Raw genomic sequence first — 13288 nt, 5'->3', positions numbered from 1 at the left:
GATGAAAGAAAATCCTCCCTTCTATCGTATTAACGTGAGGATGGTTAGTACAGTTAGTATAGTTAGTATTGGTTAATTGGCGAAGATATTGATGGAAAAGATTAAAACGAATAGTTATATTAAGATTCAGGTGTTTATTCAGATGAATCAGATTTTATATAGTTTAGTAATTATTATCCGGAAGTGATAATGCTCAAATGAAGAAAAATAAGAATCTCGATAACGGTGCAGGTTGGAAGAACGACAGATCAAAAGAACTATACGGCATTGATAACTGGGGCAGCGGGTACTTTGACATAAACCATAAAGGCAACCTGTTAGTGAAACCAGATAAAAGCAAACATAATGTAGAGATCCTGCAGGTGATAGAATACCTGAAAAAGAACAGGATAAAGCCGCCTGTACTGCTTCGTTTTCCCCAGATACTTGAAAGCAGGATAAGTGAATTATATGATTCATTTGGCCGTTCCATAGACGAGTTCCAGTACCAGGGCACCTATAAAGGTGTATTTCCCCTAAAGGTCAACCAGCGCAAGGACGTAGTGGAAGAGATCGTCAGTGTTGGCAGGAAGTACAACTACGGGCTTGAAGCAGGCAGTAAACCTGAACTTATCGAAAGCCTGTTATTTAAACTGAGCCCTGAATCACTTCTGGTATGCAATGGATACAAGGATAAGCACTACATCAAGACGGCGCTGCAAGCCACCCATTTCAGGAAGAATATCATACTGGTAATAGACCAGTTGAACGAGATATACGATATTATTGAACAATCCAAAAAGCTAAGCGTCAATCCATGTATGGGCATCCGCATACGGTTGTATTCAAGAGGGAGCGGTAAATGGGTGGAATCAGGCGGCGAAGCAGCCAAGTTCGGCCTGACAACAGGCGAACTTCTGGGTGCCATTGATGAGTTGAAGGCAAGCGGCATGATCAAGAACCTTAAGATGCTGCATTTCCATATCGGCTCCCAGATCACAGAGATACGGCGGATACAAAATGCGATAAAGGAAGCATCCAGGATATATGTCGAGGTCAAGAAGCTGGCCCCGGGACTGGAATACTTCAATATTGGCGGTGGGCTGGGTATCGATTATGACGGCAGCAGGACATCATCTGATGCCAGTGCCAATTATGCCATGCAGGAATATACCAACAATGTAGTGTTCACATTAAAGGAGATATGCGATCAGGAAGGTATCGAACACCCGACCATTGTATCAGAGAGCGGAAGGGCTGTGGCCGTATTTCATTCCATGCTCATAACCAATCTCGTATATGAGAAATCCATCATACATAATAGGGATTTTGAGGTCACTGAGAACGACCCCAATATCATCTGGAAATTCCACGACTGTTTTATGGAGATAACGGTGAAGAACTACCGCGAATATTACCACGACAGCCTGGAGTACAAGGAAGAACTTATCAACATGTTCAACCTGGGCCAGCTGGACCTGGCTGAAAAGGCCAGGGGTGAAACACTGTTCTTTAAGATATGCCAGAAGATATACAGGTTTATCAGGCAGACCGGGAACGAGTCCGAAGAGTTCGATTATGTGCGTAAATTAATGTCAAAGCGGTATATCGGCAATTTTTCACTTTTCCAGTCCATGCCCGATTTCTGGGCCATAGGCCAGTTATTCCCGATCGTGCCGATCCAGAAATTGAACCGTCAGCCTGAATGTATGGGTACTATACTGGATATGACCTGTGATTCTGATGGTGAGATCGATAGGTTCACAGATGTAAAGGACGTGAAGGATATGCTGGAGTTACATTCACTGGACGGGCACCCGTATTATGTAGCTGTGCTCCTTTTGGGTGCATATCAGGACGCTATAGGTGATCTACATAACCTGTTCGGGGCTGTGCATGAAGCTCATGTGGTGGCGAAGGGTGAGGATGAATGGGTCATCAAGAAGATTATCAAGGGGGACAATGTAAGTTCTGTGCTGAAAATGCAAAACTTCAGCAGGACAAGCCTGGTGGAAAGTGTCGAGTCGTCCATAGAAAAGGCAGTGGACGATAATGAGTTGAGTCCCCAGTCTGCTAAAAGCATCCTGAGCAATATTAAAAGGGAGATCAATGATTATACGTATCTTGATTTTTAGGTCGTGTCCCTGAGTTACTGAACTGGCACTTTGAACGTTAATAATTCGTTACTGTTCAGCCCAGGCCTGTGAGATTGAAGGCGTCTCCGGCACTTTCATTAATCTGCTTTATAGCAATGCTGCCACTTATTGCCACGGCACTGCTACCTATGACATCACCCCAGTCTCTGGGATGCATGGCATAGGGGACTGTTATTGCCACAGCCGCACCTGCCAGCGGACCGGCGGCAGGCCTAGGCATCTGGGCGGATGGGGACCCGGACAGCATTTCAATGTGAGTCGCAGATTGACGCGGATATACGCAGATTGAAGGTTGCCGTTGGGGGTTTCACCGCAATGGGTGCAAAGTTCGCAAAGACATTGTAAACTTTACTGTGCGTCCTTTGTGGTATAGTGCCTCATTAATTTTATATTTAAATAGACATACTAGCCGCCGGCAGCAACAACCAACACCCGTGGCTGCCGCCCGCACACACAACTCCCGCACTGTTCTTCAGCAACCTCGCACATCCGGGCATGTAAGGACTCTTCAACATCTTTCATACTTTTAACACGGATTCGTTCAGGCGTACCAAAGGTCTTCAGCAATATGTCCAGTCCTGCAAGCACCTGCTTCCAGTAATCCACCTTTTCCCAAAGATCAGCTACTTTCTGACCAAACTCGTTTCTGTCCTCATACCAGTGCTCATGCAGTCCAAGCCTGCGCAATTATATCTCAAACATATCAACCTTCCTGGGCATAGCTTCCGGAAATTCCTGCCAGATCAGCAGTTTCTCAGACCCTTCAAGCCTGGATTTCAGATCCCCGCCCCTGGCTCCTTTTTAGCTTATTCCTTATACTTTTTATTATTTTCCGGACGATCTGGAAAACCGCAGAGTACGCCGAGGGACGCTGAGAAAAATAACAACCCTCTGCAATTCTCCGCGTTCTCTGCGTTTGATCTTTTTTGCCATTACCTATTGATCCAGAATAAATTAAAAAGTCTCTTATTCCTGATAAAATCGAGACTGTTACATTACATGTTGGTACTATCAAAATAACCGCAGATGAACGCAGACAAACACGGATACGCTGCCTGAAAATCTGCGTTCATCTCTGTTTATCTGCGGTTTTATAATATTCACCAACATATGTTGTAACGGTTTCATAAAATCACAAAGATTAATTATAACTTAATGCTGTTAATAAATGAACAAATGACCCAAAAACCCACGAAGAACAGCACAATGCCCCCCTCCAAAACCGCAATGAATAAGCAGGTTCTCGATAAAGTCAGCACCGAGCATGCTAATGAAATTCTAAAAAGACTTGCTGATGAGGATGCGAAGATCTCGAAAAGGATAGAAGAGCTGGCGCTGGAATACCTTATGGAAGTGGATCCGGATGGTATCGCAGAGAATGTCTTCTGTGATCTGGACATCCTTGATGTTGAGGATGTCTGGAAAAACTCAGGAAGTACGAGATACGGGTATGTTGATCCTTATGAACTGGCCTTTGAAATGTTTGAAGAAGCACTGGAGCCTTATATTGACGATCTCAGGAAATGCCAGGAGCTTTCAATGGACGAAAAGGCAAAACTTCACTGCATGGGGATATTGAAAGGGATTGATCAGTTCGAACGAGAAGCTACTACAGAATTTAAGGATTGGGCTGTCGATGACCCTTATGAAAATTTCATACAGGTTTTTGAGGAGTGGAAGAACGAGAACATGAATCCAAAAAATTTAGAAGAGATGGATGAGTTCATAAAAATAAATTTTCCCAAATGGTATAGAAGTGTTTTGGAAGAATGAAAAATATATTTGGAGTGGGTCATGTCGCCACGGAAAAAATAGGCATTTAATCCTGACGCCGGAGGGATAAAAATCCCTGATCCAGTTTAACATGATGTTGAGAAGCGTATTACAAGCATTGCTGAGAAGGACTTTAGAGGGAAGCACACACGCCTGGATATTCGCTTCAAAGGTCAATTTTGTTACATTGATGCATATCAAGAGCCAGAAGTCAGCAATGACTGGCCTCTGGAGGATTGGCATGAAACAAAGGAAGAGTATATTGAACGGCTCCGAAACACTCTTATCCATTTATGCAGGCTTCGATATTTTGGCGATGATCGATGGGGCTTTGCATTCTATACATACAGCAATGCGAAGTATGAATTATCCATGTAACCTAATGGCGAGTTCTTCGGAAAACCTGAGGATGCATTCCTTGCTTCGGCAATGTATCTTCAGTAAATGGTGGAAAATAAATGCGAGGTAATAGATGATGAATATTGACCCGTCTCTTACTACTTCACCAGCAGTTACTTAAGAGCCTTCAAGCCTTGACAACTTCTGCAGATAATCTACCCGTCAATAAGAAAAAGCAACATTTACCCCTCCTCCCCAGCCCGTATGTTCCCAATTGCTTCCCTGGTCCATGCATCAAGTTCAATATTATGACATGCAGCTAATTCTCTCAGTTCCCCTGCTGCTATTTCCAAATCGTCCTCATAGGCCTGATCCCCCATCCGAAGCACGTGCTCATATGAGGCAACAGCTTCATTAAGATAATTGCCCTTTTCCAGGATGCGGGCAAACCCTACCCGAATGAAAGAGTCCTCCTGCATCACATCTATGAGTTTGCCATACTCATTCCTGCACTCATCCCACCTCCCCATAAGACCAAGAAAATCAGCAAAATCCATACTGGTATTGACCCATTGTTCCTGGTTCTGGTCTTTATGGAATGACTGGAGCCGGCGGAGTATATCAAGTCCTTCCTCTCCAAGTTCCGGGTGGTCAGAAACAATTAATCCGAAATGGCGTAATAATTTACCCATCAATCCCTTTTGCTCAGCCAGGGGTTTCAGTATCCTGAATAGTTCCAGAGCCCTGACAACATTACCTTCTCTTTCAGCATCAGACGCCAGAAATGTTAGATTTTCAAGAACCAGTATTGTATCATATGGTGCTGCCTTTTGTAGATCAGCCCATTTAGCATAATAGAATCCATTACCCAGTACCTGCCTGGGAGGGGGAGCTTTCACAAATGAAAAACAGCACTTCTTGAATTTTTTACCACTTCCGCAGGGACAGGGTTCGTTGCGGCCTACTTTCCTGGAGATAGGCAATAAATTGCGCTCATTCAATGCATTTGCTATCTCTAATCTTTTAAGCTCAATCGCTATGGATTTTTCTCGCTGCTCAAGCTTTTGGGCTGCATGACGCTCTTTTTCGTATTCTTTTTCATATTCTTTTTCGTATTCTATTTCCCGTCTGACCTGGCGTTCGGCGACCTTTTCAGGATTATAAAAGTTCAGCAGATCATTATTATATATGCCAGGAAGCTTTTTGATGTCTATCAACAAATCGTCCCTGTTAATGATAAATTCATCAATAACACCACGATCGAAAGCCTTCTCCAGAACAGGGATGGATGACGGATCACCTATATCCAAAATAGACCCTGCGGCAAATGCCAGGAATTCCGGATCATCCTCTTCTAAAAACAACCCATGTAGAAATGTGGAAATACGTTCTTGCTCGTGAGGATAATGCAAAGCTATAGCTACCAACCCGTCCACCGCAATACTGCGGGACCGCCAAAATTCATTATCCCTTTCATGGGCAAAAATAAACTCCTCAAGGAGGGAAATTGCTGGCGGACCTATGCGTCCGAACACTGTGGGCAGGTCTTCCATAATCCAATCATCCTCAACTTCATAAGCCATAATAAGTGCATTAACCAGTTGGGGAAGTGCCCTGGGGTCTGCCAGCATGCCAAGCAGTTTCACAGCATGGAGGGGCATCCACTGCCTATTGTCCTCAGCTTCCCAATAGTCATCATCTTGGAGGACATTAATTAACGGTATCACTGCTTCCTGTTCTTTTGCAAGAATGGCTTGAGCCATCTCCCTGGGAACTTGATCCCCCAGCTCTTCCAGCTTATTTAATAACTCTTGAATAGAGAGGTGGGAAAACACCTTTTGTACCTCAAAATTTGATGTGTATCCTGTTAGTGGATGTCAGGACAATAAGTTGGCACAGGGCTTCAATGTGGGGCGACTATATAGGTGCGCTGTAAGCCTTACCCACATGGCTCACCATTTCCTCCGAAGTCACCTGTGCCAGATGATACATGGAATCCAAACCACTTTAATCTGACGGTTTCTTAACCTATAAGAAAGGAAATGCCCCATTCTCCCGGATGATATGGCTCAATGAAGATTTACAAGCAGATATATCAGTCGTCAGTACCCCTGGCATAGAAAGTCAAATGTCACTCCTCGCATCATCCATACTGTTCAGGAGCTTTTCCTATCTTTTCAATCACTTGTGGCTTTCGAGGTTTAGGGCTTTCTGTTATTATTTCTTCTAATTTCACTTCAAAACGCCACATATCGCCATAATCATACAGATAAAGAATATTCTGCCCTACAAATAGTCCCAGCTCGCCAATACGTACCTCATCCACACATATGCCTTGATCATCGTTAGGAGATGTAAAACATTCATGGGACCAGAGCTTGCCATCCATGAAGAAAGAATAAAGATGATCATCATCGAAACGATAGGCCATCCGAATTGAATTATGCAGGTCAAGCAAGGTGTGATCTGCAGATATTTCAATAGTTCTCCAGAGGTTTTTAGCAAGGGATGCCTTGAAAACATAAGTTCCATCCACAAATTTAACTTCCTCCCGTGGAAGAGATTTTTGCAATTCTCCTTCAGTAAAAAGTGGAATAAAAGGCAGGAAGAATGGATCGCCAGTTTTTCCCTTATCAATTTCAATGGAAGTTTTTGACTTATTACTCTTTGGCTTGATTTTTAAAAATCTCTTTGTGTTCTCATCATAGCATGCAGAACCGGGTATTGCTTTCCATTCACCCATTTTGCGACGGAATGGTAAATTCCAGTAATACAAATTCCTTGCTTCACTTAAGATTTCAGATATGGTCACACCGAAAGTTGAAGGTGTTATTGATTCTGCTCTAAATAAACGTTTAGGCTCCTGCTGTGCAACTAAATCTTTATCACGAGTTACTTCCCAGAAACCAAAGAAAGAAAAATAGTGTAAGAAATATTCCCAGTGCAAAAACATCATGTATATATGAGAATCCCTATTGACCTTTACCTGAATTTTCTTTTCAGGTTGTTGTTTGCTTAAAAATTCCAAAACACCAGAAACGGTATTCATGGGTGAATGACCGAAGTATCCTGCTTGCAGCTTTTTCCAATCGGCATCTACCCAGAAGGTCTCAAGCAGGAAAAAATATTTCTCAGCGGGCTTCAATTCCTCATACAACAAAAGTCGTTCTGTTGGTTTCAAAACAAATTTACTGCCTTTTCCAGGAAACTTCCTGAACAATTTTCCTGCTAAGGCCATATGGAACAACAAGTGCAAAAGAGGGTACAAGGTCTGGTAAGTTCGTGTAGTAGTATCTGGCAGAGGATCAGTCATCTTCTGGTTCAGTTCGTATAAGTGTTTTCCAGATATGAACTCATTGGTCGCAGTTAAGATTATCTTATGCGTTTTTATGTACTGGCAAAATGTGGCAAAATCCCGTATAAGCGGCGTGGGTTTTGATTCGGTTAATGTGATAATAGGTAATTTGGACATAGTACTCTTCTTTTAGTTAAACCAGCGATTCATGACAGGCTGTTTTCAGATTGAACACTGACAATTTCATATAATATCATCAAGCTTTAGTTTGAATCCATAGAGGCCATTTAATAATTATTGTGAGTAACTAAATAAATCCTTCGTTTTTGATTTAAATCCATATTTGGCTTTCCTTTTCAAGGAAATTTAAATTGTTAGCCGACCCACTAAGAAATCTCCGCATCCTATTTCCTCTTCTTCGCCCCTGTTTTTTCACCATAAGCAGTCTCAATAGCGCGCCTGCTGATCTCATCATAATACCCGCCCATTTTCTCTACAAAATCCTCCTTGCTGTCCCAGAATTGTGGTGTTCCCAGCCGTTTGATAACCGCAGCAGACACATCAGGCGGCGATATACTAACTGAAAAAGATTCGCTCTCTCCCGCCTCCCAGAAATCATCCATAGACAAAGCAGCTTCTTCTTCTTCAGCATCCTCATCAGCCGTAAGAGTCTCTTGTTCAGGCGGGCTTTGAACATCCACAGTGCGCTGTTTGCGAAGAGCCGCAGTAATATCATCCTTTGTCCGGCCCCGCAATTCAAAGATCATGAAAGGGTCGCGGTCAAATTCTTCCGCTAAGATATAATAAAGTGCAGCAATATGTTTGCATGGATTTGCACTGTCCGGGCATGAGCAGTGCGTTTTTATATCCTTTGACCTTTCAGGGAACAGTGACACATCTGCTGCTTCAAAAGCATCCTCAATATCATCCGGCATTTCACCTGCAAGAAGTTTTGCCGCAAATATGGCCTTCTGCGACATCTCCTCTATTACATGATCCCATGCCCCTTTTGTGATCGGTTTGATCTCAATTGTGACAAAATAAGGTTTGCGTACAGAACCCTGGACAGTTGCCTCAACCTTTCCGGTTGAAAGTTCAAAATCAAGCACCTGGCCTTTTCTGGCATACCGTCTTCCCCGCTCAAGCCGGTTGCTCCAGCCAAAGGATTCCAGGACACTTACCCAGCGTTTTGACCACCAGGTATCCCCTATACTGCCCCTCTTGCTTTTGGCTTTGATACCGCCTTCCACTTCTATTGGCTTTGAAGGGGCATAGCCGCCCCAGAAGTCATTACGCCAGCTCATTGTTCAACTTTCCGTTAATATTTCATAGACTTTTTATTATTATTATCTTCTGCAATGGTTCAAAAAACCACAGAGGGCACAGAGAACACAGAGAACACAGAGTAAAACAACAACTCTCTGTGTCCTCTGTGCTCTCTGTGGTTGATTATCTTAGTCATGATTAAACTATATATGATAAATTGCAAATTTACTCATTCCATTATTCATCTATTACCGTCGCTTGCCTCAATGCAAATAGATCCTTCAACTGCTCGGTTGACATCTCTGTCAGCCACCCTTCTCCCGCACCTATGACGTTCTCTGCAAGTGCTTTCTTATCCTCGATCATCTCATCTATCCTTTCTTCAAGGGTCCCTTCGCAGACAAACTTGTGAACCTGTACGTTCTTGGTCTGCCCGATCCTGAATGCCCGGTCTGTCGCCTGGTTCTCAACAGCAGGGTTCCACCAGCGGTCAAAGTGGAACACATGACTGGCACGGGTAAGGTTGAGGCCCACCCCGCCTGCTTTAAGCGAAAGTATGAATATCCGTGGTCCGCCCTTTTCAGAAAATCTCATAACTATCCGGTCCCTCTGTTTCTGGGATACTCCGCCATGTAAAAAGAGCACCTCCTGGCCAAAGACATGCTGGAGATGCGTTTTAAGCATATTGCCCATCACTGCGAACTGGGTAAAGACCAGGGCAGCAGCATCTTCGGCAATCACCTCTTCCATCATCTCAGCAATCCGGTTCAACTTGCCTGAGCGCCCCGGCAGTGCCGAACCGTCATCCAGGAACTGCGCCGGGTGATTGCATACCTGTTTTAGCCTTGTAAGTGCCGATAATATAATTCCCTTTCTTTCAATTCCTTCTGAGCTCTCGATCCTCATAAGGACATCTTTAACAACAGCCTCATAGAGTGTAGCCTGCTCTTTTGTAAGGTTGCAGTAGACTTTAGTCTCGATCTTATCAGGAAGGTCTGTTATGATGGTCGGGTCGGTCTTGAGGCGGCGCAGGATAAATGGCGAAACGATACTTCGAAGTTTCATGCCTGCATCTTTATCATTATACCGTTCAATGGGCAGTGCAAAACCCCTCCTAAAGCCTTCTGCCGAGCCAAGGTAGCCCGGATTTAAAAACTCCATAATAGACCAGAGCTCTGATAAACGGTTCTCAACAGGTGTGCCTGTAAGAGCCACGCGGTAGTCTGATTTGATCTTGCGCACAGCCTGGGATTGCTTTGTGAACTGGTTCTTGATGTTTTGCGCTTCATCCAGCACAACCCCGCTCCAATCCACCTTTTTGAACATCTCCTCATCCCTGTGGGCAAGGGCATAGGTACTGATCACCATGTCAAACTTGACAGCTTCAGAATAGAATTTATTTGTCCTGATCCGGGCTGTGCCGTGATGTATCATAACCCTGAGGGACGGCGCAAACTTTTGCGCTTCCCGATACCAGTTCCCGACAACGGAGGTAGGACAGATCAAAAGAGTGGGTTTTTTAACACCTTCCTCTTTATCCTTTATAAGCAGGGCAAGAAGCTGTATGGTCTTGCCAAGACCCATATCATCAGCAAGACATGCTCCAAGCCCGTACTGCCGCAAAAACGTAAGCCATGAGAAGCCCCTGACCTGATAAGGGCGAAGTTCACCTACAAAATCACCAGGCTGTGTCAGCTCATCTATTCCTGTTCTGCCTGATAAACGCTCGAACAGCTCTGATAACACACCTGATGCATTAAATCCACCAACCGGAAGGCCAATTTCTGATTCTCCCAGTCCTGCGCTCAGTCTTAGGGCTTCATCCAGTTTCATTTCACCTGATTTTTTTGATTTGAAGAACTTAATGGCAGCTGCGATATCTTCTTTTTTGACCTCTACCCATTCTCCCCTGATACGCACAAGCGGCTCTTTGAGATTTACAAGATTTGCAAATTCCTCTTCACTTACAGGCTCACCGCCAAGAGCAAGCTTCCAGTCATACTGGATGATCGAGTTAAAACCGAACAATTTCTTGCTGTTTTTAGGATCTTGCTTTGGCTTAACATTTAATGATACGCCAAGCTTCGAATCTGATGCCCCTTTTTTCCACCATGGAGGGATAAGGACCCCGAATCCGCTCTCTGTAAATAAAGGTACAGCCTCTTTTAAAAAGGTATATGCCTGCTGCGTGGTGAGCTGGGCTGCAGTGGGTCTTGGAGAATGGAGACTGTCCTCTATCCGGGGGTACAGGCGGGAGGCCTTCCCTAGATCGGCAAGAAGTTTTTCCTGGGGATGGTCGAATTTGCGGTTTAGGAAATTAAGTGTATCTTTTGACTCTCTCCAGACGTTCCCGGCAGGTACAAGCAGGCTGGGGTCATCCGAAGCCTGGAGAAAATACCGTAGGTTCCAGAAATCCGACTCTTCTTCAACTGGGGGCTCAAGACGAAAGGATGTGCGAAATCCTGATTTTTCAATTTCGTGTATCGGGGCTTCCCACAATTGTAATCCCTTTGAAAGGTTTTTAAGCATTGATCTATTGACTTGTAACGGTTCTCCGGTTGTAAGGGATTGTAACCATACTTCAGAGATGCCTGGTTTTTTTGATCTGATCTCTGAGATCGACATCCAGTTTTGGATACAGTCGTTAATGGCACTATTGAGGAAATCCGATAGGAATGCTTTCTGGAAATTTGGAACCTTATTCTGGAGGAGTGCCCTGCACACAGGTGGCATTGACTTTGTAAGCATTGAAAAGTGCATTCTGTCGTCGTCATCATTCAGCATGTACTGCCATCTGGGAAATACCTCACCGTTCTCAGAAACGACTATACCGGGAACAAAATGTTGTTTTGACAGCAGTTCCAGTGAAAATTTTGAAACGTTACTCCAGAACCTCAGATCGGTTCCTATGACTGTGCTGTCATGTTCTATCCATGCTCCCGATAGTGAGCTAAGTAGTGATATTGCGTTTTCGGGTGGGATGCTTAAACCTTCGATTTTCCATGGTATTAAACCCACTGGCTCTTCAGGGCTCTCATTGCCATTATCTTTTAGTAGATCGGGTGAAGCCTGGGGCGACCTGGATAATGTAGGAAGAGATAAAAGCACATCATCCTTGTGGGTCTTGGTACTGGTAATGTTGCCATTGATAACTTCCAGGAGTTCTATCACCATTTTCAGGTCTTCATGTGCAACCTGAAATGGATGGGGGCGGGGTTTGCCGGCAGATAATTTTGGAGGGCGGCCCCGGCGTTTGATAGTGGAAGCTGTAGACGACTCACCCCATATGAAGAAATCTCCCTGATCGTCTATTGTTTCTGATGGTTTCCAGGTTCCGTGTAGAGCTATCATTGTATGTGAAGTTACATTATTATGCTCTTTTATTTGTACATAAATTTTGTCTTTTTCGGTGACAGTTATAATTCGTGTTGATGAATTTAATAAAACCACAGATAAACACAGATGAACACAGATTTTCAGGCAGCGTATCCGCGTTCAGCGGTGTTCATCTGCAGTTAGTTTGATAATACCAACATATAATATAACAGTCTCGGCTATTCCTGTGATTTTTTATTAATGGAGAGGTTTCCACCCAGATCATACAGAGGGACAGGCATGCTGAGTTCGTGATGTGGATGGTAAACACTGTCACTACCCTGGATAAGATATGTGTGGAATTCCGCTCTTTGCAGCGCAGCGAGATCGCAGAAATAGAGGAGAGTTTTGGCAAAAGCCAGGTGGGTTCGTCCACCATGCCTCACAAGCGCAATCCTATCAAGAGCGAGCAGGTATGCGGGCTGGCCCGGATAGTCAGGGCTATGGTTGAGCCTGAACTGTTGAACAATACGCTGTGGGATGAGCGGGACCTGACCAACAGTTCCTGCGAGGGTGTGGTCTTCCCTGAGACCTGCGTGCTTACCGATCATCTCCTGAAACTTGCCGAGGGTATTATTGCAAATCTGCGTTTCTTTCCTGAGAATATCAAGCGCAACCTGGAGCTTATGCGCGGGCTGAATATGGGCGAGGCTGTGATGATCGAGCTGGCCAGGCGGGGTGTGGGCAGGCAGGAGGCACATGAGATTGTGAGGACCAGCGCCATGGAGGCCCGCGAGTCTGGCAGGCATATGAAGGAGGTACTGATGAAACGGTCTGAGGTGACTGAGTTCATTAGTGCTGAGGAGATCGAAGGGGTGATGGACCCAGAGGGGTATATCGGGACTGCGGTGGAGCAGGTGGAGGCTGTGGTGGGGCGGTTGAGGGGGAAAAGGCATTAGTGAGAAAAGTGAGTGATGGAGTATAGTCTGCTACATAACAATTAATAAAATTTTAACCGCAGATGAACGCGGATGAACGCAGATACGATGTCGCACATTAGCGTTTATTCTTTTGCGATTGTGTCTTCGGGCATTGCTGGTATTTTATTTACATCCATGTATAATTGCCAATATAAATATATATAATTATTAATATAGATATATAA

The 13288-nt window shown here is 44.4% G+C and carries 8 protein-coding genes and 1 pseudogene; 3 read left to right on the top strand and 6 right to left on the bottom strand.

Annotated features, from left to right (window positions below):
- The first annotated feature begins 197 nt into the window (after positions 1 to 197).
- Positions 198 to 2114 (top strand): biosynthetic arginine decarboxylase, encoded by a 1917-nt coding sequence (speA, locus tag HF974_14810; protein ID MBC2699568.1) that lies wholly within the window; start codon positions 198 to 200, stop codon positions 2112 to 2114.
- A gap of 55 nt (positions 2115 to 2169) precedes the next feature.
- Here speA and HF974_14805 read toward each other — a convergent pair whose 3' ends face one another.
- Complete coding sequence (locus HF974_14805) at positions 2170 to 2355, bottom strand: hypothetical protein (protein ID MBC2699567.1); 186 nt, start codon at positions 2353 to 2355, stop codon at positions 2170 to 2172.
- 185 nt (positions 2356 to 2540) lie between these two features.
- Entirely contained in the window at positions 2541 to 2822 is a 282-nt protein-coding gene (locus HF974_14800) for a hypothetical protein (GenBank protein ID MBC2699566.1), read from the bottom strand.
- 489 nt (positions 2823 to 3311) lie between these two features.
- On the opposite strand from HF974_14800, the gene HF974_14795 reads away from it, so the two are divergent.
- On the top strand, positions 3312 to 3908 hold the full coding sequence (locus HF974_14795; GenBank protein ID MBC2699565.1) for a hypothetical protein: 597 nt from the start codon (positions 3312 to 3314) through the stop codon (positions 3906 to 3908).
- Between the two features lie 581 nt (positions 3909 to 4489).
- Here the strand turns inward: HF974_14795 and HF974_14790 are convergent.
- From HF974_14790 to HF974_14775, 4 genes are all read right to left on the bottom strand, one after another.
- Entirely contained in the window at positions 4490 to 5581 is a 1092-nt protein-coding gene (locus HF974_14790; protein ID MBC2699564.1) for a hypothetical protein, read from the bottom strand.
- A gap of 809 nt (positions 5582 to 6390) precedes the next feature.
- Entirely contained in the window at positions 6391 to 7560 is a 1170-nt protein-coding gene (locus tag HF974_14785; GenBank protein ID MBC2699563.1) for a plasmid pRiA4b ORF-3 family protein, read from the bottom strand.
- Between the two features lie 386 nt (positions 7561 to 7946).
- Entirely contained in the window at positions 7947 to 8846 is a 900-nt protein-coding gene (locus HF974_14780; protein ID MBC2699562.1) for a hypothetical protein, read from the bottom strand.
- Positions 8847 to 9045: 199 nt separating this feature from the next.
- Positions 9046 to 12159: a DEAD/DEAH box helicase gene (locus tag HF974_14775; GenBank protein MBC2699561.1), complete on the bottom strand. Its 3114-nt coding sequence runs from the start codon at positions 12157 to 12159 to the stop codon at positions 9046 to 9048.
- Positions 12160 to 12239: 80 nt separating this feature from the next.
- Here HF974_14775 and HF974_14770 point away from each other — a divergent pair.
- Positions 12240 to 13082 (top strand): annotated as a pseudogene (locus HF974_14770) (hypothetical protein).
- Positions 13083 to 13288 lie beyond the last annotated feature (206 nt).

It is taken from the genome of ANME-2 cluster archaeon (assembly GCA_014237145.1).
Classification (GTDB): Archaea; Halobacteriota; Methanosarcinia; order Methanosarcinales; family Methanocomedenaceae; genus Methanocomedens_A.
The sequence above is the reverse complement of the archived record's forward strand: the minus strand, read 5'-3'. Positions and strand labels throughout refer to the sequence as shown.

Excerpts from the sequence above, each read along its gene's own strand:
- speA (MBC2699568.1), top strand. The coding sequence starts at position 198 with ATGAAGAAAAATAAGAATCTCGATAACGGTGCAGGTTGGAAGAACGAC.
- HF974_14805 (MBC2699567.1), bottom strand. The coding sequence starts at position 2,355 with ATGCCTAGGCCTGCCGCCGGTCCGCTGGCAGGTGCGGCTGTGGCAATA.
- HF974_14795 (MBC2699565.1), top strand. The coding sequence starts at position 3,312 with ATGACCCAAAAACCCACGAAGAACAGCACAATGCCCCCCTCCAAAACC.
- HF974_14785 (MBC2699563.1), bottom strand. The coding sequence starts at position 7,560 with ATGACTGATCCTCTGCCAGATACTACTACACGAACTTACCAGACCTTG.
- HF974_14780 (MBC2699562.1), bottom strand. The coding sequence starts at position 8,846 with ATGAGCTGGCGTAATGACTTCTGGGGCGGCTATGCCCCTTCAAAGCCA.
- HF974_14775 (MBC2699561.1), bottom strand. The coding sequence starts at position 12,159 with ATGATAGCTCTACACGGAACCTGGAAACCATCAGAAACAATAGACGAT.